Origin of the sequence: Psychrobacter sp. I-STPA6b, assembly GCF_020662265.1 — a bacterium.
GTDB lineage: Bacteria > Pseudomonadota > Gammaproteobacteria > Pseudomonadales > Moraxellaceae > Psychrobacter.
The window spans coordinates 425,192-448,752 of sequence record NZ_VEWM01000063.1 but is presented as its reverse complement, the minus strand read 5'-3'; the positions used below and the strand labels follow the sequence as shown (position 1 = coordinate 448,752).

General features: G+C 42.2%; 16 protein-coding genes, 3 tRNA genes and 3 rRNA genes. 8 read left to right on the top strand and 14 right to left on the bottom strand.

The window, feature by feature from the left end:
* Nucleotides 1-518: 518 nt before the first annotated feature.
* The 7 genes from FHK88_RS07265 to FHK88_RS07235 all read left to right on the top strand — a co-directional run bounded on the left by FHK88_RS07265 (nucleotide 519) and on the right by FHK88_RS07235 (nucleotide 6,771).
* A 16S ribosomal RNA gene (locus FHK88_RS07265) occupies nucleotides 519-2,052 on the top strand.
* Between the two features lie 61 nt (nucleotides 2,053-2,113).
* Nucleotides 2,114-2,190: transfer RNA gene (locus FHK88_RS07260), tRNA-Ile, on the top strand.
* 9 nt (nucleotides 2,191-2,199) lie between these two features.
* Nucleotides 2,200-2,275, top strand: a tRNA-Ala gene (locus FHK88_RS07255).
* A gap of 298 nt (nucleotides 2,276-2,573) precedes the next feature.
* Nucleotides 2,574-5,427: ribosomal RNA gene (locus tag FHK88_RS07250) — 23S ribosomal RNA — on the top strand.
* A gap of 119 nt (nucleotides 5,428-5,546) precedes the next feature.
* Nucleotides 5,547-5,660 (top strand): 5S ribosomal RNA (gene rrf / locus FHK88_RS07245).
* The 16S, 23S and 5S rRNA genes sit together here with 2 tRNA genes alongside, the layout of an rRNA operon.
* A 240-nt stretch (nucleotides 5,661-5,900) precedes the next feature.
* On the top strand, nucleotides 5,901-6,308 hold the full coding sequence (locus tag FHK88_RS07240; RefSeq protein WP_227430062.1) for an OsmC family protein: 408 nt from the start codon (nucleotides 5,901-5,903) through the stop codon (nucleotides 6,306-6,308).
* A complete protein-coding gene (locus FHK88_RS07235) occupies nucleotides 6,298-6,771 on the top strand; it encodes a flavodoxin family protein (protein ID WP_227430061.1) in 474 nt (157 codons plus the stop codon). Before FHK88_RS07240 ends, FHK88_RS07235 begins: the two co-directional genes overlap by 11 nt.
* Before the next feature lie 23 nt (nucleotides 6,772-6,794).
* Here the strand turns inward: FHK88_RS07235 and FHK88_RS07230 are convergent, their stop codons facing one another.
* Nucleotides 6,795-7,487, bottom strand: coding sequence for an NBR1-Ig-like domain-containing protein (locus FHK88_RS07230; RefSeq protein WP_227430060.1), 693 nt, complete (start codon nucleotides 7,485-7,487; stop codon nucleotides 6,795-6,797).
* A gap of 378 nt (nucleotides 7,488-7,865) precedes the next feature.
* On the opposite strand from FHK88_RS07230, the gene FHK88_RS07225 reads away from it, so the two are divergent.
* Nucleotides 7,866-8,294, top strand: coding sequence for a hypothetical protein (locus FHK88_RS07225; RefSeq protein ID WP_227430059.1), 429 nt, complete (start codon nucleotides 7,866-7,868; stop codon nucleotides 8,292-8,294).
* A gap of 285 nt (nucleotides 8,295-8,579) precedes the next feature.
* Here the strand turns inward: FHK88_RS07225 and FHK88_RS07220 are convergent.
* The 13 genes from FHK88_RS07220 to ureE form a co-directional block, all read right to left on the bottom strand.
* A tRNA-Lys gene (locus tag FHK88_RS07220) sits at nucleotides 8,580-8,655 on the bottom strand.
* Nucleotides 8,656-8,843: 188 nt separating this feature from the next.
* The gene (locus FHK88_RS07215; protein WP_264480635.1) at nucleotides 8,844-10,799 is read right to left on the bottom strand and encodes a MacB family efflux pump subunit; all 1,956 of its coding nucleotides are present in this window, start codon (nucleotides 10,797-10,799) and stop codon (nucleotides 8,844-8,846) included.
* Nucleotides 10,800-10,991: 192 nt separating this feature from the next.
* Nucleotides 10,992-12,266, bottom strand: coding sequence for an efflux RND transporter periplasmic adaptor subunit (locus FHK88_RS07210; protein WP_227430057.1), 1,275 nt, complete (start codon nucleotides 12,264-12,266; stop codon nucleotides 10,992-10,994).
* Between the two features lie 356 nt (nucleotides 12,267-12,622).
* Nucleotides 12,623-13,681 (bottom strand): DNA polymerase III subunit delta, encoded by a 1,059-nt coding sequence (gene holA, locus FHK88_RS07205; RefSeq protein ID WP_227430056.1) that lies wholly within the window; start codon nucleotides 13,679-13,681, stop codon nucleotides 12,623-12,625.
* Nucleotide 13,682: 1 nt separating this feature from the next.
* A complete protein-coding gene (locus FHK88_RS07200) occupies nucleotides 13,683-14,336 on the bottom strand; it encodes a hypothetical protein (RefSeq protein ID WP_227430055.1) in 654 nt (217 codons plus the stop codon).
* Nucleotides 14,337-14,339: 3 nt separating this feature from the next.
* Complete coding sequence (leuS, locus tag FHK88_RS07195; protein ID WP_227430054.1) at nucleotides 14,340-17,225, bottom strand: leucine--tRNA ligase; 2,886 nt, start codon at nucleotides 17,223-17,225, stop codon at nucleotides 14,340-14,342.
* Between the two features lie 166 nt (nucleotides 17,226-17,391).
* Nucleotides 17,392-18,561, bottom strand: coding sequence for a mechanosensitive ion channel family protein (locus tag FHK88_RS07190; RefSeq protein WP_227430053.1), 1,170 nt, complete (start codon nucleotides 18,559-18,561; stop codon nucleotides 17,392-17,394).
* Between the two features lie 56 nt (nucleotides 18,562-18,617).
* On the bottom strand, nucleotides 18,618-20,099 hold the full coding sequence (locus FHK88_RS07185; RefSeq protein ID WP_227430052.1) for a dihydrolipoyl dehydrogenase: 1,482 nt from the start codon (nucleotides 20,097-20,099) through the stop codon (nucleotides 18,618-18,620).
* Nucleotides 20,100-20,210: 111 nt separating this feature from the next.
* Nucleotides 20,211-20,711: a peroxiredoxin gene (locus FHK88_RS07180; RefSeq protein WP_227430051.1), complete on the bottom strand. Its 501-nt coding sequence runs from the start codon at nucleotides 20,709-20,711 to the stop codon at nucleotides 20,211-20,213.
* Between the two features lie 106 nt (nucleotides 20,712-20,817).
* Nucleotides 20,818-21,159, bottom strand: a complete 342-nt coding sequence (locus FHK88_RS07175) for a hypothetical protein (protein WP_227430050.1) — start codon at nucleotides 21,157-21,159, stop codon at nucleotides 20,818-20,820.
* A 264-nt stretch (nucleotides 21,160-21,423) separates the two neighbouring features.
* A complete protein-coding gene (gene ureG / locus FHK88_RS07170) occupies nucleotides 21,424-22,086 on the bottom strand; it encodes an urease accessory protein UreG (protein ID WP_227430049.1) in 663 nt (220 codons plus the stop codon).
* Nucleotides 22,087-22,153: 67 nt separating this feature from the next.
* A complete protein-coding gene (locus FHK88_RS07165; protein WP_227430048.1) occupies nucleotides 22,154-22,975 on the bottom strand; it encodes an urease accessory protein UreF in 822 nt (273 codons plus the stop codon).
* Nucleotides 22,976-22,989: 14 nt separating this feature from the next.
* The gene (gene ureE, locus FHK88_RS07160; protein ID WP_227430047.1) at nucleotides 22,990-23,538 is read right to left on the bottom strand and encodes an urease accessory protein UreE; all 549 of its coding nucleotides are present in this window, start codon (nucleotides 23,536-23,538) and stop codon (nucleotides 22,990-22,992) included.
* Between the last annotated feature and the right edge of the window lie 23 nt (nucleotides 23,539-23,561).

The following is a 23,561-nucleotide window of genomic DNA, read 5'->3' as shown; positions in this document are numbered from 1 at the left end:
ATAAAGATAAAAAACTTCTTGACAGTGAGGGAGATTAGCGTATAATACGCACCTCATCGGGACGAGCTAAACACTTTAATGAAACAATTGATTAATTGTTGAATGGAAGGGTTTAGATTGAAACGAAGAAAAAAAGAATTGAAAAAAAGCTTGACAGATATTAAAAACATGATATACTGGATGGCTCACTAAGCAAGATAAACACTCAAATATGAGTAACTTCAAATTGAAGGCTATCTTAGTTTAGATATAACATACAATGGAAGACATTGTATGTCAACTATTTAAAAGCAAACTAAAGAACAACTTGTGTGGATTTTTGCTGACACAGAATGTTAATGAATTAAAGTTGGTCAAAGACTAACTATAAAAAGATTATCATTCTTTAAGGCAAGAAAACTCAAAAGTTAATTCATTACGAACATACGAATGAGCAATAAAATGCCAGTAGTCGAAAGACTATACGATTAAAGAATGAGCCAAGATTAGGAATCATCTTAAAAGATTCCAAGAAGATTAAACTGAAGAGTTTGATCATGGCTCAGATTGAACGCTGGCGGCAGGCTTAACACATGCAAGTCGAGCGATGAAGGTCTAGCTTGCTAGACTGGATTAGCGGCGGACGGGTGAGTAATGCTTAGGAATCTGCCTAGTAGTGGGGGATAGCTCGGGGAAACTCGAATTAATACCGCATACGTCTTACGGGAGAAAGGGGGCTACTTGTAGCTCTCGCTATTAGATGAGCCTAAGTCAGATTAGCTAGTTGGTGGGGTAAAGGCCTACCAAGGCGACGATCTGTAGCTGGTCTGAGAGGATGATCAGCCACACCGGAACTGAGACACGGTCCGGACTCCTACGGGAGGCAGCAGTGGGGAATATTGGACAATGGGGGGAACCCTGATCCAGCCATGCCGCGTGTGTGAAGAAGGCCTTTTGGTTGTAAAGCACTTTAAGCAGTGAAGAAGACCTTATGGTTAATACCCATAAGCGATGACATTAGCTGCAGAATAAGCACCGGCTAACTCTGTGCCAGCAGCCGCGGTAATACAGAGGGTGCAAGCGTTAATCGGAATTACTGGGCGTAAAGCGAGCGTAGGTGGCTAATTAAGTCAGATGTGAAATCCCTGGGCTTAACCTGGGAACTGCATCTGATACTGGTTAGCTAGAGTAGGTGAGAGGGAAGTAGAATTTCAGGTGTAGCGGTGAAATGCGTAGAGATCTGAAGGAATACCGATGGCGAAGGCAGCTTCCTGGCATCATACTGACACTGAGGTTCGAAAGCGTGGGTAGCAAACAGGATTAGATACCCTGGTAGTCCACGCCGTAAACGATGTCTACTAGTCGTTGGGGGACTTGATCTCTTAGTGACGCAGCTAACGCAATAAGTAGACCGCCTGGGGAGTACGGCCGCAAGGTTAAAACTCAAATGAATTGACGGGGGCCCGCACAAGCGGTGGAGCATGTGGTTTAATTCGATGCAACGCGAAGAACCTTACCTGGTCTTGACATACACAGAATCCTGTAGAGATACGGGAGTGCCTTCGGGAATTGTGATACAGGTGCTGCATGGCTGTCGTCAGCTCGTGTCGTGAGATGTTGGGTTAAGTCCCGCAACGAGCGCAACCCTTTTCCTTAGTTACCAGCGGTTTGGCCGGGAACTCTAAGGATACTGCCAGTGACAAACTGGAGGAAGGCGGGGACGACGTCAAGTCATCATGGCCCTTACGACCAGGGCTACACACGTGCTACAATGGTAGGTACAGAGGGCAGCTACACAGCGATGTGATGCGAATCTCAAAAAGCCTATCGTAGTCCAGATTGGAGTCTGCAACTCGACTCCATGAAGTCGGAATCGCTAGTAATCGCGGATCAGAATGCCGCGGTGAATACGTTCCCGGGCCTTGTACACACCGCCCGTCACACCATGGGAGTTGATTGCACCAGAAGTGGTTAGCCTAACTTAGGAGGGCGATCACCACGGTGTGGTCAATGACTGGGGTGAAGTCGTAACAAGGTAGCCGTAGGGGAACCTGCGGCTGGATCACCTCCTTAAAAACGACATTCGGTCAGCAAGAATTCACAACAAGTTGTTCTTTAGTTTAAGCTAAGCTCGGGGTCTGTAGCTCAGTTGGTTAGAGCACCGTGTTGATAACGCGGGGGTCATAAGTTCAAGTCTTATCAGACCCACCAAATAACTACGGGGCCATAGCTCAGTTGGTAGAGCGCCTGCCTTGCACGCAGGAGGTCAGGAGTTCGACTCTCCTTGGCTCCACCATGATATAGAGTGAAGCGAAAGCAGAACAAAGTAATTTTATATATAGATTATTTTCTTCTGTTTTATACAGATGATAATGACCTGACGAAGGCATTATGATTATTTAAAAACATAGATATGAGTCTGGGTTAAGTTATATATACACAATATATAATTTAACCTGATAATCAACCTTTAATGACATCAGTTGTTATCCCAAGGGTTGGTTATCGAAAGTAAAGAGAACTGAATCAAGCGTAAACATAGGTGATATCGTTATCATTACTACATAGAATCCTAAGACTAATTGGGGTTGTATGGTCAAGTAATGAAGCGCACATGGTGGATGCCTTGGCAGTCAGAGGCGAAGAAAGACGTGACAGCCTGCGATAAGCTTCGGGGAGGTGGCAATATCCTGCGATCCGGAGATTTCTGAATGGGGAAACCCACCTAGCATAAGCTAGGTATCCTAATTTATTAGGAAGCGAACCGAGTGAAGTGAAACATCTCAGTAACTCGAGGAAAAGACATCAAATGAGATTCCCCTAGTAGCGGCGAGCGAACGGGGAGGAGCCGACGGACTCTAATGTAGAAGAACAGTGTGGGAAAGCTGACCATAGTGGGTGATAGTCCCGTATTCGAAACATTAGAAGAAGCATATTAAGTAGTGCGGGACACGAGAAATCCTGTATGAAGATGGGGGGACCATCCTCCAAGGCTAAATACTCCTGACTGACCGATAGTGAACCAGTACCGTGAGGGAAAGGCGAAAAGAACCCCTGTGAGGGGAGTGAAATAGAACCTGAAACCGTGTGCGTACAAGCAGTGGGAGCGGACTTGTTCCGTGACCGCGTACCTTTTGTATAATGGGTCAGCGACTTATATTCTGTAGCGAGGTTAACCGAATAGGGGAGCCGTAGGGAAACCGAGTCTTAATAGGGCGTCTAGTTGCAGGGTATAGACCCGAAACCGAGTGATCTATCCATGAGCAGGTTGAAAGTGCCGTAACAGGCATCGGAGGACCGAACCCACTGTCGTTGAAAAGCCAGGGGATGACTTGTGGATAGGGGTGAAAGGCTAATCAAACTCGGTGATAGCTGGTTCTCCCCGAAAGCTATTTAGGTAGCGCCTCGGACGAACACCATTGGGGGTAGAGCACTGTTTCGGCTAGGGGGTCATACCGACTTACCAAACCGATGCAAACTCCGAATACCGATGAGTGATATCCGGGAGACACACGGCGGGTGCTAACGTCCGTCGTGGAGAGGGAAACAACCCAGACCGCCAGCTAAGGCCCCAAATTCCTAGTTAAGTGGGAAACGAAGTGGGAAGGCATAGACAGCTAGGAGGTTGGCTTAGAAGCAGCCACCCTTTAAAGAAAGCGTAATAGCTCACTAGTCGAGTCGGCCCGCGCGGAAGATGTAACGGGGCTCAAACTAGGAGCCGAAGCTGCGGATTTGAAAATTGTTTCAAGTGGTAGGGGAGCGTTGTGTAAGCCTGTGAAGGTGTGTTGTAAGGCATGCTGGAGGTATCACAAGAGCGAATGCTGACGTGAGTAACGATAATGCGAGTGAAAAGCTCGCACGCCGGAAGACCAAGGGTTCCAGTCCAACGTTAATCGGGGCTGGGTGAGTCGACCCCTAAGGCGAGGCCGAAAGGCGTAGTCGATGGGAAATTGGTTAATATTCCAATACTTGTTTATGATGCGATGGAGGGACGGAGAAGGTTATGCCAGCCTGGTGATGGTTATCCAGGTGGAAGGATGTAGGTAGAGTGATTAGGCAAATCCGGTCACTTAATACTGAGATCTGATAGCAAGCTGTACATGTACAGCGAAGTGGCAAATACCATGCTTCCAGGAAAAGCTTCTAAGCGATAGTCATAAACGAATCGTACCCGAAACCGACACAGGTGGTCAGGTAGAGAATACCAAGGCGCTTGAGAGAACTCTGCTGAAGGAACTAGGCAAAATGGTACCGTAACTTCGGGAGAAGGTACGCTGTCGATGGTGAAGGACTTGCTCTGTAAGCTATTGACAGTCGCAGATACCAGGCTGCTGCAACTGTTTATTAAAAACACAGCACTCTGCAAACACGAAAGTGGACGTATAGGGTGTGATGCCTGCCCGGTGCTGGAAGGTTAATTGATGGGCTTAGCGTAAGCGAAGGTCTTGATCGAAGCCCCAGTAAACGGCGGCCGTAACTATAACGGTCCTAAGGTAGCGAAATTCCTTGTCGGGTAAGTTCCGACCTGCACGAATGGCATAATGATGGCAGCGCTGTCTCCAGCAGAGGCTCAGTGAAATCGAAATCGCAGTGAAGATGCTGTGTACCCGCGGCTAGACGGAAAGACCCCGTGAACCTTTACTACAGCTTTACATTGAACTTTGACCTGACTTGTGCAGGATAGGTGGGAGGCTTTGAAGCAGATACGCCAGTATTTGTGGAGCCATCCTTGAAATACCACCCTGGTCATGTTGGGGTTCTAACTCAGATATAACAGTATCGAGGACAATGTATGGTGGGTAGTTTGACTGGGGCGGTCTCCTCCTAAAGAGTAACGGAGGAGTACGAAGGTGCGCTCAGAACGGTCGGAAATCGTTCAAAGAGTATAAAGGCAGAAGCGCGCTTAACTGCGAGACCCACAAGTCGAGCAGGTACGAAAGTAGGTCTTAGTGATCCGGTGGTTCTGTATGGAAGGGCCATCGCTCAACGGATAAAAGGTACTCTGGGGATAACAGGCTGATACCGCCCAAGAGTTCATATCGACGGCGGTGTTTGGCACCTCGATGTCGGCTCATCTCATCCTGGGGCTGAAGCAGGTCCCAAGGGTATGGCTGTTCGCCATTTAAAGAGGTACGCGAGCTGGGTTTAGAACGTCGTGAGACAGTTCGGTCCCTATCTACCGTGGGCGTTGGAAATTTGAGAGGATCTGCTCCTAGTACGAGAGGACCAGAGTGGACGAACCGCTGGTGTTCGGGTTGTCATGCCAATGGCATTGCCCGGTAGCTACGTTCGGATGGGATAACCGCTGAAAGCATCTAAGCGGGAAGCCCACCTCAAGATTAGATTTCCCCTAAGAGCCGTTCAAGACTAGGACGTTGATAGGCAGGGTGTGGAAGCGTAGTGATACGTGTAGCTAACCTGTACTAATTGCTCGTTTGGCTTGACCATACAACACCCAATTGGTTTTGTATAAACAAGTCTTGATAACGATTTTATATCATCCGATTTTACTTAGCTTGATTTAGCTTAATATATTTAACACTTTAGACTCATATCTAACCCCCTTTGCTGACGACAATAGCAAGATGGAACCACCTGATCCCTTCCCGAACTCAGAAGTGAAACATCTTAGCGCCAATGGTAGTGTGGTTCGCCCATGTGAGAGTAGGTCATCGTCAGCTCCCTATACCTAAAGCCCCCTTTAACATTCGTTAATGGGGGCTTTTTATTGCCTATATCTTGAGATTTCTTACAATACTTCTTTATTCATCACTCTTCTGCTTGCTTATAAGCCTTTATTCTGTTGTATTTCAAGATCCTAATTAATCAATAGTTTTGGGATAGCTGAGTGAATTTGGTTGCTTTCTAATGATTAATTATTACAATAGAAACTTAACTAAGAATATATTAAGGATTTTTTTATGACCACATCAACGGTTGTTTATCAAGGTGAATTACGAACACAAGCGCTTCATTTACAGTCAAATAATCAAATTATTACAGATGCACCTACAGACAATCATGGTAAGGGTGAGGCTTTTTCTCCAACTGATTTGTTAGCAACCAGTCTTGCTAGTTGTATGTTGACTATCATGGGAATTAAAGCTGATAGTATGGACTTGGATATTGTAGGAACTAAAGCTGAGGTTACTAAGGTAATGGCAACAGAACCTCGTCGAGTGAGTGAAGTGCATGTTAGTATTTATCTGACACAAACCTTTGATGAACGTACGCAAAAAGTTTTAGAGCAAGCGGCGTTAAGTTGTCCAGTAGCAAAAAGTATTCACCCAGATATACAGCAAGTTGTGAATTTTCATTATGCTGAATGATGTTGAGTCGGGTAAGTTACTACTTTTTATTTATCATGCACCTTCCAAAAATACTCAATATTTATGCCAAGCAGTTGTGGATAGCATCAAAGAGGCTAGCATAAGGATAAAAGTACTGAGTGTGGAGTGTGTTCAGCCTCAAGATGTATTAGAAGCAGATGCGGTGCTATTAGGTACTTTGGAGAATTTAAGCTATTTATCAGGGATGACCAAGGATTTTTTTGATCGTTGTTATTATCCTTTGCTAGAAAAAAAGCAGGGTCTTGCTTTTGCTGCCTATGTACGTGCTGGTCATGATGGTACTGGTTCAGTACGTGCATTAGAGACTATTACAACAGGGCTTAGATGGCGGTGGGTACAGCCTGCATTAGTGCTAAAAGGCAGTTGGCAAGACTCCTTTGTCACAGAGGCTAAAGAGCTGGCTCTTTCAGTAGCTGTTGGACTAGAATGTGGTATGTATTGATTTCTATACAATATATATATGCATTAGTTGGACTGTGCTGAGCCTGCTGAGACAACCTGTACTTGAAGATATACTCCGATACTGTTAGGAAAGCAAAGCTGTCCTGTTTCATCTACCATTTTCCAATAGGAAAAGACGGTAGTCGGTATGGATGGTGCAATGAATGCAACGCTTAAATCTACAGTTTCACCAGGTTTTGTATCTGGAATATCGATGATGTTAGTTAAGGGGGTAATATGGAAGTTATACTCTTTGGTAAATGGTTGTAGAGAGGCTTGCTGTTGTAGAAAGTCATTGTTTTGTTGACATTGTAGTTTACGTCCACTCCATTGTGTGTTTCCTGTATTTTGTATACGCCATGTTTTGCAAAATCTTTCATTGACACATACGAGACTGCCGTCTGGTACTGTTTCTGATATGAAGTGTGAGCTATCTTCAGCCTGTTGTTGAAACCAGCGCATGGGTTCAGTTAATGGGTTAATTGGTGTGGCATCGTAGCCAGATAGCTGATATTTTTCCCATTCTATTTTGATAAGATATTGTGGATGAACTTGCATAGCAATCGCTACTTTTGTGAGGTTTATTAGTGTCGGGCTTTTATCCTTTTCCATCATACGATACAGTGTACTGCGAGAGATATTGGCGGTTTTTGCTAGTTGTTCTTTTGTAATTTGGTGCTTTTTGCAGAATTCAGTAATAAAGTGCTCAAGTGACATGATATTATCCTACTTCTCTTTTATCAGATTTCTTTTTATCTTTATTTAGTTTACAAAAAAAATTTTAACATTTCATTATATTATGGAGTGATAGAAAATACTTCTTTGTTGAGTCATTAAGATGTAGGTTAGGGTTGTATTATATATTCACTCTGTGAGCTTGGTGCTTACAAATGAATTTATTATCCAATATTACCTACGTTTATTGCTTTGACTAAGTCACTATTTATTAAAATCAGTATCTTAATTTTTCCTATGAAGATGAATGTTTAACGGCTGTTACAGTTTTATGATGTCTTAAAAGAGTAGAGTTATATATCCGGAAAAATAGTTATTTGAATATGTCAGCATAAATTTTAAATTTGAAAAGGAAAGAGTATGAATATAGGTGTATATAGAGTTGGTATTCTGGGCTTACTACTAATGTCTGCTTGTGCTAATGCATCAACGTTACAACAGATACAACGAGTTGATGAGTTATTGGCAACTAAGGATTATTATCCAATTGAGCAAGGTGATTTGTACGGTAAGTTAGATAAGTATGGTTCACGTACAAAAAGTCTGGAGTTAATGCAAGGACGTGAGTATTTGATTGTTGGTGTTTGTGATAATGATTGTAGTGATATTGATTTATCCATTCATAACAGCCAAGGTGAGATAGTTGATTCTGATGATCACATCAATGATTTGGCTAAATTAAAGTTTGCAGCAATAGATGATGGTTTGTATGATCTTGAAGTTGAAATGTATAGTTGTAAGACAGCCTATTGTTATTATCGGGTACGCAGTTATATGAAGTCTGAGTGATGGGAATTCAAAGAGGTCTTCATATATAGCTACTTTCATTTTGTGCCATTTTTCTGCTTTGCTTATATCAGCACTCTATATCAGGCTTTGTGTTATAGTTGACGAAGTCTAAAACTGAAATAGATACTGGGCGACTGAGTATACTGTAGATGTACTGTGCGACGGTACAATAAATGAGGTCAACACTGTATAAAAATATGTGGAGGATTTCAACAGTTAATAATTAATAGATTAGTCAATAAAAAAACCACATTAAATCATATTGATTTAATGTGGTTTAGAATATGGTGGGTCGTCCGCGACTCGAACGCGGGACCAATAGATTAAAAGTCTACTGCTCTACCAACTGAGCTAACGACCCTGATAAGTTACTAAAGCATTGCTTTAATTAGCTTTTCAAGTGGAAATCTTTTAAGACCTCCTGTTGAAGTGTTTCTTTATCCCCTCAACGTGAGAGCATATTATACGCATCAAAAATTATAATGCAACCCTTTTTTTTAATTTTTTTGATTTTTTTTCAAAAAAAGGCAAATTGATGTCAAAGAGCCATTAATCTCGGGATAATGCTTCGACTGGGTTTAGTTTGGCAGCACTGCGAGCAGGTAAGAAGCCAAAAAGGATACCAATCAGTGTAGAGCAGACAAAGGCTGCAATGATGGATGTGGGAGAGTAGAGAACTTTGAAATCTTCAGAGCCGAGGCTATTAATCCCCTCACCAATCATAAATGCCAATAAAACGCCAAGTGTACCACCCAGTAAACACACTAAGATGGCTTCAATTAAAAACTGTTGCATGATGTCACTTTGTCTGGCACCAACTGCCATACGGACGCCTATTTCATTAGTACGTTCACTGACAGAGACCAGCATGATATTCATGACACCAATACCACCAACAATTAATGAGATGACAGCGATGGATGAGATAAGCAGTGTCATAGAGGTCGTGGTTGCTTCGATGGTCTTACGGATGGAGTCTGAGTTGCGAATTCTAAAGTCTTCTTCACCATGACGACTAATCAATAGCTCTTTAATAGCATTTTCTGCTGCTGAGGATGCGTAACCACTATCGACTAAGGCAACGAAACGCTCAATATAAGTGCTACCTTGAATACGTGACATCATGGTCGTATAGGGCATATACAGTGTTGGTGAGTCACTTGCACTAAAGGCATCTTTGTTGGGTGCGAGTACACCGATAACACGCCCAGGAACATTACCAATAAGAATAACTTTACCAATGGGATTTGCTTCATTAGCAAAAAAAGTACGTTTGGCATTATTATCAATGATGATGTCTTGGGTACGGTGACGAATACTTTGTGCATCAAAACCTTGACCTTGTGCTAGTTTTTCTCCAGTGACTTTTAGATAGTCTTCACCAATTCCACTGATATTGATGCTTTCTTGGATGTTACGATAGCGGGCAGTGGCAGTAGCGTCTATTTGAGGACTAACACTGACAATATAAGGCTGTGCGCTAACAGCTTGAGCATCTTCTGGTGTTAGGTTTTTATTGTGATAGCGTCTTCTGGGGTCACCCCATGGATAGCCGTCAGCAATGGTGATGGTATTGGTTCCCAGTGAGCTGATGTTTGATAGAATTTGTTCTTGTGAGCCTTTACCTAAGCCAACAATGGAGACAACAGAGGCAATACCAATGATGATACCCAGCATGGTCAGTAGGGTACGCATTTTATGGGCTTTCATTGCCAGTAATGACATTTTAAAAGCCTCTAAGAGTCGGTCTATAAATGCACTAAGGCTATTTTTTTTGTGTAGAGAGTAGGCTTTCTCTGTTGATGAACTTTGATGATGGCTGTGGTTACTAGAGGGATTTTGATAGTCTGCCACAATATGTCCATCTTTCAGCTCAATGACACGATTGGCTTGTGCTGCAATATTAGGGTCATGTGTCACCATAATGACAGTATGACCTTGGCGGTTAAGGCGTTGCAGAATAGCCATCACATCTTCACCAGATTTGCTATCAAGTGCGCCAGTTGGTTCATCTGCTAGAATAATTTCACCACCATTCATTAAGGCGCGGGCGATGGATACACGTTGCTGTTGCCCTCCAGATAGCTGGCTTGGTCGATTATGAGTTTTATCTGCCAGTCCTAACTCTGCGAGTAGTTGTTGCGCTCTTTGCATGCGTATGCTGTGATCCGTGCCAGCATAGACAGCAGGAATGGCGACGTTATCTTGGGCATTAATATCACCGAGTAGATGATAACGCTGAAAGATAAAACCAAAATGTTCTCGGCGTAGTTTAGCAAGTTGGTCAGCATCAAGACGCTTAATAGGGTCACCAAAGATGAGGTATTCGCCAGAGCTGGGCTGATCAAGACAACCTAGAATATTCATTAGGGTTGATTTACCAGAGCCAGATTGACCAATGATGGCAACCATTTCACCTTGATAGATATTGAGGTTAATATTATGCAGGATTTGGATACGCTGTTCACCTGCTTGAAAGGATTTGGTGATGCCAGTGAGTTGCATGATGGGTTGAGCATCTGTGGTGGCATGACTTGTATGAGTTTTTGGTGTATTGGTGGCTGTAAGTGCTGAGGTCTGAGTGGTCATGATATGAGTCTTATTAATTCAAATATTGATACTGTCGGGCAGTTACTTGTTATATGAGCTTAAATGCTTAGTTACTTAGATAACAGAACTGCCATATTGAGTGAGCTTTTAGTACAACATATCTTGGCTAGGAGGATTTTTGCTATCTTCACTGAGTATGACTGTTTCTCCGGCTTGTAGTCCTGATAGCACCTGTGCATTGACTCGATTGTTAATGCCAATAGTGACAGGTTTTTGTATGACTTCTCCATCAGCAGAGAGGACACGAACATGTGTTCCTGTATCGCTTTGCACAATAGCTGCCGAGGGTATGGTTAGAACATTTTTGGCTTGATCAATGATGATGAATATTTGTGCTGTCATATCAATGCGAAAGCGTCTATCTGGGTTAGGGACTTCGACAGAGCCAATATAATAGACAGCACTGTCTGTAGCACTAGAGGTGCTGATTTTTTCAGGTGCTGGCTCAATGGTAGTTAGTACAGCATCATACTGCTGGTCAGGATTGCCAATGGTATGAAAGTAGACTGGCATACCAGCTTTGACATTTAAGATATCTGCTTCAGAAATTTGTGCATTGATGCGTACAGTTGATAGGTCAGCTAAGGTGACAATAGTTGGTGCTGATTGATTTGAATTAACCGTTGCACCTTGCTCAGTTGTCACAGATACTACAGTACCATCAATAGGGGCGCGGATGGTGGTATATCCTAAGTTTTCATTCGCAGTATTCAGGTCAGTTTGTGCTTTTTGCAAAGTAGCACGTTCACGAACAATATTTGACTCTGCAGTAATGATGGCCGCTTGGGCATTTCCAATGGCAGCTTGGGCATTGGCGACAGCAGCTTGTGCTGTATTAACCTTAGTTTGAGCATTTTCAAACTCTTGCTGACTGATGGCATTGATTTCGATGAGTGGCTTGAGGCGCTCAAAGCTCACAATGGCTTGTCTTAACTCGGCTTCTCGACTGGCAAGATCTGCTTGAGCGCTATTTAGGCTGGCAATACGGCTTTGATATTCTGCTTGAGCGCTTTGCAAGCTGGCATAGCTTTGCTCTAATGTTGCTTGCTGATTGGATAGGTTGTTTTGTTGTGTGACTTGGTCAATCTGAGCGATTAAATCTCCCTTTTTGACTTCGTCGCCTACTTTGACATAGAGTTTGGTCACTTCTCCCGATACCTGAGCGCCAACGGCAACGGTATTGAGAGCTTTCACTTTACCTGATGCCATGACATTATTTTCAATATCTTTTATTTCGGCAGTAGCAGTAATATAGTTGGGTGTTTCTTCAGTTGATACAAACTGAGTATAAGCAATTCCAGCAAGTGCGATAATAACGAAAAAAATAATTATCCATTTTAAAGCAGATTTGCGAGTGAGCATATGTTTATCCAAGTAATCAAGTGATAGGGGTATCACGTTAGGAAGAAAAAGTTTTCAGTATATCTCTATATTTATTTACCACTGTTAAACTCTTACCAAAGACATATTAAACTCTTATGTGTTCGGCCCCTTATCCAGTATAAAAGAACATAGCAAGTATAAATATGGCTAGTCTTGTATAAATAGTATTACTGGCAAGGTAGGCTTGGTAACAGTTTAGTGAACTGTTTAGTGGCTCTTTGATAACAGTAGAGATAGGTAGTTTAGACAATATACCTTATTCTATGAGTGTGGTTATGGTAATGTTTTCTTTAGGTAAAATATATAGGAGTATCTTTGCAAAAAGTTAAGAATAATTAGTAGGTTAGAGAAAATAAGCGATGACCAGAAACCAAGAGAGCAGATTGTAGCAGTAGCTCCCAAACAGGCTGGCGAATGACACCTTTTAGGGCTTGGTCACAGCGATAGAGTATGTCTGTCCATGTGCTGGTGCTATCGCTATTATGACGGTGGCAAGCTTGATGATAGAGTCTTTGCTTGCTACGCCAAATGCCAAGTTGTTGGGCATCTTCACCAGCAAGAAGCTGTATGATAAGGCGCATCTCTTTACTAATAACCCATAGAACCAAAGGTGTGGGTTCATCCGTTGCTTTGAGTTGCTCTATGATACGCACGACTTGAGGGGAATCACCAGAAAGCATGGCATCTGATAAGTCAAAGACGCTATATTGAGAGTGGCTGACCAGTGCATTTTGTAAGGCATCTGTGTCAATTTCTATCAAAGGTGGGGCATTATCTGTTTGATGTTGTTGTGATAATTGTGGTGCAAATAAATAGGATAAACGCCATAAGGTTTGGTAACTGCTAAGAAGATGATGCTCTGTTTGTGCCATTAACAGTTGCCATGCTGGTGCTGTCAATGACAGTCCAAATTGCTGGGCTTTGATTTGTAGTAGGTGCTGGCGTTGTGCTTCATCATATAAGTGACAGTCAATGACATGACCATATTGACTAAAAGGACTGAACCACTTTGCTTTCTGGGCGCGTTTGTCTTGTTTTGGCATTAGCCATAATAGGCAATTTTGATTATTTTGAGCATTGGCTTGCTTGGCAAATTCTGTGAGAGCTAATAGGGTGTCTTTGTCCGGTTTATGGTTACCAGTGATAATGACTGCAGATGCATCATCAAATAATGATAAGCTATTTAATTCTGTTAGGACGTCTTGCCATGTTTTAGTAGATATAAGGTCAATGTGCTTGATGGCAAGGTTTTGGTTACGCCAGTGTGGACGCATGGCATCAGTGAGCCATTGTGTTAATAGTGGTTCGTCACCATGTGCCAACCATAATCCAGTTAGGATGGGTGTATTGGCTTGTAGTAGCTTTGGGTAGCTGTTTAAAAAAGTATCTTGCATATTACGGAGTTTGTGCAGTTGGCGCAACACGAGGCAAGCTCAGGGCGACATATTGGTTGGTTATACGTTGTGCTAATGTGTCATATAGCCAGTCGCGGATTTGCTCACCTTGTTGGTCTTCTACACTGACAGAGGCTTTATTAAATTGATAGCTACGCTCAACTTCAATGGGGTTGCTGACTTGTATGGGCTTGCCACCTTGTAGGGTTTGATAGGTGACATCCGCAGCAAGTAATAAGCGTATTTCAGTGACAACGCCCACCAGCTCGTAACGTTTGAAGCGGATATTACTAACAGTAATACTTGCTATGTTTAAATGGTGAGACTGATGGATTTGCTTTTCAATATCATCAACCACATTGATACCGACAGATTCAAGCTGTTGTATCAGAGGTTGTTTTAATGTAAAAGCATTTCGGCTATCATCAAGTTTGATGGCAACATGTTTGACTTCCATATTCATGGGGGCATCATAGCCACGCAAATGGAAGCCACAGCCTGTGACAAGTGTTACAGTCGCAACACTCATCACACTAAGTAGAGCCAAGCAGATGTTTGCTAAGTATCTTTGACGCTGTTTATTTTGTCGCTTGTTTTGATACTTAGCAAGTTTGTTTGGCTGTGTGTTTTTTTGAAGATAAGAAATCGTCTTCATAAGTTAGCCCACAACGACAATATTGACTAATTTATTAGGAACAACGATTTCTTTTTTAATTTCTCCCGTTAAAAATTTCTGTACACTGTCGACTTGTTTGGCTTGAGCTTTAATGTCTTCAGGGTCGCTATTTGGCGCGACTTCTATTTTACCGCGTACTTTACCATTCACTTGGACAACCATGGTAATACTGTCTTGTACCAATGCTTTTTCATCTAAGGTTGGATAGCTTAATGCTTGTGTGTCAAAGCCCAACATTTCTAATAAGTATTCACCAATATGTGGTGCATACACAGATAGCATGTCAAGCAGTGCAACAATGGCTTCATGAGCCACTGCCAAAGCTTGAGTGTCATTAGGCTTCACATCAAAGCTTGCCAGCTCATTGGTCAGCTCCATTAAGCTAGATACAGGCGTGTTCAGTGATAGACGCTCACCAAGGTCATGGTCAATTTTGGCGATGGTTTCATGTGTTTTGCGGCGTAGATTTTTTGCAGAGGTACTTAGTGTACTGACATCTAGTTGTTTGATGTCCAAGGCTTCATCATTGGCAGAAAGTTTGCTAGTTTCTAGCCCTTGTAGATGCTCGGTGACAATACGCCAGACTTTTTTCAAGAAGTTATAAGGACCTTTTAGGGCATCATCAGACCATTCTAACGTTTGGTCAGCAGGAGCAGTAAATAAGGTATATAGACGTACTGTATCTGCACCATATTGGTCAATGGTAGTTTGAGGGTCGACGCCATTATTTTTTGATTTTGACATCTTTTCTACTTTACCAATGGTGACGGGTTTTCCATCAGATTTGAGCGTTGCATTGAGTGGTTGACCACGCTCATCAAACTCAATATCAACTTCATGTGGGAAATAGTAGCTGGTGCTACCATCAGTATTTTCTCGTAGATAAGTACCAGCTAAAACCATACCTTGTGTTAATAGACGAGCAAACGGTTCATCACCTGATACTAAGCCTTCATCACGCATTAGTTTATGGAAAAAGCGGGCATATAGAAGGTGCATCACGGCATGCTCAACACCACCAACATATTGGTCAACGGGTAGCCATTTATCAGCGGCTTTTTTATCAAGCATCTGCTGGGTGTCGTTAGGGCTGACAAAGCGGGCATAGTACCAGCTAGATTCCATAAATGTATCGAAGGTATCTGTTTCTCGCTCAGCAGGATTACCACATTTAGGACAAGTAGTATCAACAAATTCTTTGATTTGTTTTAATGGGTTGCCTCGCCCATCAGGCACAACATCTGTTGGTAGTACAATTGGTAAGTCTGATTCTGGCACAGGAACATTACCACAATGCTCACAGTTAATCATTGGAATCGGACAGCCCCAATAACGCTGGCGTGATACCCCCCAGTCACGTAGGCGGTATTGAATTTTTTTGCATGCCAGACCTTGAGGCTCTAGTTTTTCTAGTATTTTATTGAAAGCATGCTCAAAGTTTAGCCCATCTAGTTCACCAGAGTTAATACATTTTGTATGTGGACTTTTTTCAAATAGTGATTGTCGAGTTCTGAAATACTCTAATATATCGTTAATTTCATTTTGTACTTTATTATCTAGTTTGTCATAGAGCTGAGCAATTGTACTATGGTTGAAAGCTTCTAGAAAATCATCAAGTAAAATATTATTTGTTTTAGTGATATCAAGTAGTCTGTTATAGTCAAAGTCACTATTTAGGTGAATAGAGATTTCTTTTAATTTTGAAAGATGCTTGATATCATCTAGAATGGAGTTTGGGTATTCTAGAACTTGTTTAATCGGTAAGTCATATTTTTTGGCAAATTCATAGTCACGGGTATCGTGGGCAGGTACTGCCATGACCGCACCTGAGCCATAACTCATAAGCACATAATTAGCGACCCAGACAGGAACATCTTCACCAGTTAAAGGATGGGTAACCGTTAGCCCTGTATCCATACCTTTTTTCTCAGCTTTTGCAATATCAGCTTCAGCAACTGAGCCTTGGCGACATTCATCACAAAATGCTGCAACGGCATCATTTTGTGCAGCAGCATGACGTGCTAAAGGATGCTCTGCTGCCACGGCAACATAAGTTACCCCCATTAAAGTGTCAGGACGGGTTGTAAAAACAGATAATGTGCTTTGCTTGTCATTAAGGGTATAAGGGAAATGAACTTCCATACCTTCACTACGCCCAATCCAGTTGCGTTGCATGGTGATGACATCGCTTGGCCATTGTCCCTCTAACTTATCTAGGTCATCAAGCAACTCATCAGCATAAGCACTGATTTTAAAGTAATACATGGGGATGTCACGTTTTTCGACGGGTGCGCCACTACGCCAGCCTTTGCCATCTACAACTTGTTCGTTGGCAAGTACAGTATTATCGACAGGGTCCCAGTTTACAGATGCCAGTTTTTTATAGACCAGCCCTTTTTTGTGAAGCTGTAAGAAAAACCACTGCTCCCAACGGTAGTATTCAGGTGTACAGGTGGCAAACTCACGTGACCAGTCGATAGATAGACCCAACTTTTTTAACTGCTCACGCATGTTATCAATGTTATCAAATGTCCATTTGGCAGGTGCAACTTGATGTGCAATGGCTGCGTTTTCTGCGGGCATACCAAAAGCATCCCAGCCCATTGGTTGCATGACTTCGTAGCCTTTTAAACGATTGTAGCGACTGAGTACATCGGAGATGGTGTAGTTCCGCACATGTCCCATATGTAGTTTACCACTGGGGTAAGGGAACATAGACAGCATATAACGGCTTGGCTTGTCGCTTGGCTCATTGCTGACTTCAAAGCGTTTTTGTTGTTGCCACTTGGCTTGTTGCTCAGCTTCAATATGTTCTGGGTTGTAAGCGTGAAGATTTGTTGATGTTGTATTGGCTGTCTGGTTACTCATAGTTGGCTCAAATTTACAATAAAAAATAGGAAAATAAATACAGGGATAGGATAGCTTAAATTCTCTAAAATTGCGATGGGTTGTCGTGATACATTTCATCCCATGATAATGGTTTACTGTACCTCTTTATTTAAAATCATGGGTGATGGCACAGTTGTTGGGTCGTCTAACCAGATGAGTCAGAGGCCTTATGGGTGGTGACTTCAAAGGGTTTGGTCGGGATGGGCTGTTCGACATCTTTGGGCATTAATATGCGCATGTGTGGGTAGGGAATAGAAATATTAGCAATTTGTAATTGCGTTTTGATATTTTCATGTAAGGTTTCTTTTATAACGGGAATACGAGAGACCGTCGCGGGTGTGACCCAAAACCGTACAATAAATACAACCCCAAAGTCGCTGATTTCTTTGACTGTGACCAGTGGCTCAGGACGCTTTAAAATGGCGTCTGTATCTTCCAGTACTTGCAAGATAATCTGGCGTGCATCAGCAATATCTGCTTCTAATGCAATGCGAGCATTAATATCAAAGCGAATAAAGTTTTTTGAGGTGAGGTTGATGACTTCACTAGAAGCAACGGTTGAATTTGGAATGATAATGGTGATGTTGTCACGGGTTAGAATATGGGTAGTACGTAAAGAAATCAGCACCACTCGTCCTTCTTTATCACCGATCCCAATCCAGTCACCAACTTGAAAAGACTGCTCTAATAAAATAGTGATACCAGCAATAAAGTTTGCTAATGTAGATTGAGCAGCAAAACCAACCGCCAAACCAACAATACCAAGACCTGCAACCAGTGAAATGATGTCAAAGCCAAACTGTGCCATGACACTGGCAAGTCCCAGAACCACAATCAATACCGAGAAAATATTACGCAGTAATTGTTGAATAGAGGCATTTAGACCGTAGTGATGCAAAATACGGTTAATCACATGACCAGAAGTTGCCCACAGCACATAATAAATTCCTGCCCAGATACTGGCTTTAGCAGTTGCTTTGACGGTATCAGGAGAGATATTAATCTGACTCATGACGGCTATCAGACTACCAACTACCCAAAAATAGCGCAGTACAGCTCGAACGATTTTTATACGTTTCTTATTAAGAGGTAGACGCTCTTGGTAGTGCTTGACCAAATAAATAATTAGCCAATAAAAAAAACCTAAAATAACCAATAAAATCAAAATTTTAATGGCTGTACTAGCAAGCTCAACAGCTCGTGATGACCAGTCTCTGGTTTCTTCCTCTAATGAACCACCAATGGCAAGATATAAGCTGGTATACAGATCACGAAGTATCTCTTGGAAAAACTGAGTGATTTGTGAGCTTGCCATGATATGTCCTAAAAAATGGTCGTATTTAAAGCAACGGATTGCTTTGGGATATGGTGTTAATGTTGCTTATGTTGTGATTGCTCAAGTTGTGCTTGCGTTGCTCTTAATGCCGTTCTGAGTCCTTCTAAAATGGTTGGATGATAAAAGGGTGAGTTTAGCAGGTCGTTTATGGTCAAATCGTTACTCATAGCCGTTGCTAAAATATGGGCAATATATTCAGCATCAGGGGCAACCATGCTTGCCCCTAAAATTTTGCCATGATGATGCTTATCCATACTGGCATAAATCCGTAGCAACCCACAGTTAACCCCCATCACTCGACTACGCCCTTGGTTGTCAAAGCTGACTTCACCCACTACATACCGATGACCTGCTTCCTCTATTTGTGTTAATGAGAGACCAACATTGGCAATTTGTGGCTCACTAAATACCACTGCCATAGCAGGCAGGGTTGGTTGTGGTACTGTTTGTGTCTGCTTGTCATTGATAATTGTGTCTTTGACACATTGTCCTGCGTGAAAGCCCTCATTGCTAGCAACATGAAGCAGTGGTAAATGTGCATTGGCATCACCAATGATATAGACGTTTTTATCTGCAATCTGTCCAGTGACTTCATTCAATTGCTGTGGACGGTTATGTTTATCTAAGACAACACCAAGATTTTCAATACCAATCTCGGCTAAATGATTGCGTCGTCCTGTTGCTACTAGCACATAATCGCCTTGCCAGCAGTGTGAAACATTATCCGCATCTTGGTAGTGAATAACTGCTTGCCCATCTTGTTGTGATACTTCGGTAATCTCAACACCCAACTGCATATTTAGCGCCTGAGTCAAACAAGCAATGGCTTTTTTATTCACGTGTGAGTCGCTGATACCAGCAATTCGGTGTGCATGATTGAGTAAAGTTACTTGACTACCAAGGCGTGAAAATGCTTGTGCCAGCTCTAGCCCGATTGCACCAGCACCAATTACTGCTAATGAATGAGGGATATCTGGCAGTTCAAAGACAGTATCTGATGTGAGCATGGTTGCCCCCAGCGCATCTGTCCAGCCATCAGGAATATAAGGGGTTGAGCCAGTAGCAACGATAATATGGGTTGCATTGATAATCTGATTACCCACCACTATATAGCCGTCTGCATTAATTGTGGCACGTCCAGAGATTTTCTGGGCATTATCCCAGCCAGCAATTTTTTCTGTGATAAAGTGAGTAAAGCGGTCTCGCTCAGCACGTACACGGCGCATGACTTGCTGACCATCAATGATGCTATGCGCTTTTGTATCAGTAGAGCAGGGAGTATTGATACCAAATTGCTGAGAGTGGCAGGCATGATATGCACGCTCAGCGGCTGCAATTAATAGTTTGCTGGGCATACAGCCAACCGTCGCACAAGTAGTTGTCCAGTAGCCATCATTGATAATGACCAGATTGTCCGTAACTTGGCTGACTTGTGCGAATGCATTTTGTCCGGCTGTACCTGCACCAATAATAGCCACGTCAACCTGACGGATATGATGGGTTGGAGAATGAGACATAACTTTGATATACCTTCTATGGTAAGTGATTAGTATGATGGTTTTTGGTTGATACAATCACAACAACCCATCTGGTCATTTTTCTATTGTTAAGATGAGGCTATAGGTTAACTAGGTTTCTGATAATATTTGTAATAAGCGCTGGGTATAATCTTTTGCCCGTAAGTTTCTTTGTGCATGGGTTAATGTTCCATGTTTATCAAAAACAAAAGTAGAGCGCACCAGTCCTAAAACTTTTTTGCCATACATATTTTTTTCTTTAATGACATCAAAATACTGACATAGACGTTCATCTGTATCACTAATCAAGCGAATTTGTAAATGATGTTGATCAATAAACTTTTTATGTGAATCAATACTGTCTCGGGAGACGCCGATAATGTCGTAACCTAACTGGTCAAACTCATTTAACATTTGAGTAAAATCAGTTGCTTGAGTGGTACAGCCCGCAGTGTTATCTTTGGGGTAAAAATATAATATAACACCTTTATGGGTGTGCTGAAGAAAATCTTTTAAATTGATGCTATCTTCAATAAATTGCCCATTAAGTTTGCGTACCATGGCAACATTAAAGTCAGGTAACGCAAGTGCCTCATCGGTAGGTTTTGCCATCTTATTTGTCCTAAATCAAAAGCCTTTATGGTATAAAAAAAGACTGGCTTTCACCAGTCCTTTTATAGATAGGATTATTCTGTTTGTCTAGGTGTATGCCTATGAGCTATTGACCAGCAGGGAGTTGTGGTGGATTGATGGTCAAACCCTGTTCACATTGTTGCAAATCACTTTGGAGTTTTTGTACAAAGGGTAGCGTAGCAGGGTCTTTGCCACTTTGTTTATAGCTTTCTACTTCCCACATTTGCCCCAGTGTTTTTTTGCTATGCACATCAACGATACAGCTACATAGCTTGTTGGCATCTGTATTGTTTGCCATTTTGGTATTAACTGCATCTTGGACACAGGTATTGATATACTCTTGTTTGATATCCATGGCATTGGCCTGAGGTACTAAAAAAAGACCAGCACCAACTAAAGGTAAAACTTTCAATAATTTAGATAGCATAATATATACTCTTTTATAAAAAATGATTGATTTGTTCTGCAATATAAATCAGACAAAATACTGTCAATGGCTAGAACGAAGCCCTACGATAACAAGTCAGGCACAAAAAGAACACCCATAAAATGGTGTAAAGATGCAAGAAAATGTTACGCTGAGGTAAATTTCTACCTTTATGTGCGTGGGTTGGGCATTTTTCTGGTGGTAATAATGGTCAATCGACGGTCAGTTGGCGTTCATTTATCTCTACAATTTATCCTTGTTTGTTTATATGTCTGCTAACATCCCTCTATCCTTGATAAAGGCAATAATCTGCTCCAATCCTTCACCCGTTTTCATATTGCTAAATACAAATGGTTTATCACCTCGCATCTTTTTGGTATCTCGTGCCATAACTTCAAGCGATGCACCCACCATTGGTGCAAGGTCAGTTTTATTAATAATCAGCAAATCTGACTTAGTAATACCCGGCCCCCCTTTGCGTGGAATTTTATCACCCGCAGAAACATCTATCACATATAAGGTCAAGTCAGACAGCTCAGGGCTAAAGGTGGCCGCCAAGTTATCACCACCTGACTCAATAATAATCAGCTCAAGCCCAGCAAACTTGGCTTGCAACTCATCAATGGCGGTCAGATTAATTGACGCATCTTCACGAATCGCCGTATGTGGACATCCCCCTGTCTCAACCCCAACGATACGCTCGGCAGGCATGGCATTATTTCGAGTTAAAAACTCTGAATCCTCTTTGGTATAAATATCATTGGTCACTACTGCCATGTTGTAATGCTCACGCAGATTTTGACACAGTCTTAGGGTCAGTGCGGTTTTACCCGAGCCTACAGGACCACCAATACCAAGGCGTAAAGGGGATAATGTAGCAGTGTTTTGATTTGTGCTATTAGTAGGCTTGGCAGTGAGTTGGCTCATAAGTTTTCCTTAATTTAATGACTATTTTATGATTGTTTGTTGGTTACTTATTGATAGTTTGCTGACTTTATGAACGAAATAAACGACTATACTGACGCTCATGCTGACACGATAAAATGGCAAGGTTCGGTAAATTAGCTGATGGACAAATCTCACTTAATAGCTCGTTACATTGTGCATTTAACTCACTTAATGGTTTATTGGATGCTGGACATGAATCAAGACGATTTAACCAATCATTGAGCTTGTCTTCTACCTGTGTAATAAGTGGATGAATTGCTGACTCTAAGCGCACTTGCAATTGCCACAGCACACGTTGCCCTGCCATTTGTCCCAAAGGAACAGTTTTGACCGTTGCCAACACCATGTTTTCTAACTGCCCAAACGCATATGTCATCGCTGTTGCCTGAATACTTAGTCCACTATGTTGACAAGTATGCACGAATAATGGCAAAAATCCTTGTTGACGTATGGTGCTAGGAACAGACATTTGTAACACAGCGTCCACCCATGCAGATAAGGCATGGGCAAGCTGACTACTTTCTAAGGAAAACTCATGGCTTTCACGACTGGCCATATAATGTTCAGCTAGTGTATCAGCAAGCTGGTGATGACCACGTTGCAATAAGAAAAAATGTGCCAATAATAACGGTAGCTCAAAGCCCAGTAATGCCAACTTTAAATAATCCTCTAACCATGCTAAAGCCGTTTGCTCATCACTAATCAGACCCACTTCAATGGCGGTTTCTACCCCTTGCGAATAAGTATAACTGCCGATAGGTAGGTTACTTGAAGCAAGCATTAATACTGCCCCACTTACATCTTGCCCTCCAGTAAATTGGTGGTCATTGATACTATTTTGTGCTGGCTTTATCGTAGATGCAGTCATGGTGTTATCAGTGGCTATGTGTGGGCATGTGAATGAGGGTGTGAATGAGCGTGTGAATGGTTAAGGTTGTTATGATGATGGGTATTATGTTGTTGATACGCCCCTGTTTCTGGCTCAAACGGAGCATCAACCGTAACCGTCTGTACGCCTAACCGTTGAAGCATATCATCGAGGACATGATCAGGCTCAAAATATAACGCCGTTGCTGTCAGCATTAATGGCACATGGCGATTGCCTAGATGGTACGATGCTTTCATCAGCAAAAAAAAGTCATCATTAGGGGCAGTGACTTGGGTTAGGGTTTGTTTTGATGCCTCAATTTGTATCAGTCGCCCCTCATCATTGCTTAAAATACTGCCATCTTTAAGGGTGTCGGTTCGTGGTAAATCAATACCGACCTGCTTACCTGATTGAGTCATGGCTTTAAAGCGAGAGCGTTGCCGAGTGTCATAATCCAGACTTAGATAATCGCCAGTCTGCCGTTGTTGCTTGATTCGCTGATGTTGTTGCTCATTAAGCTGTGTTGGCTCAAGACGCTGGGTAAAAATGGATAGTTGGGGCATGTGGGTATTCTCTATAATTTCTG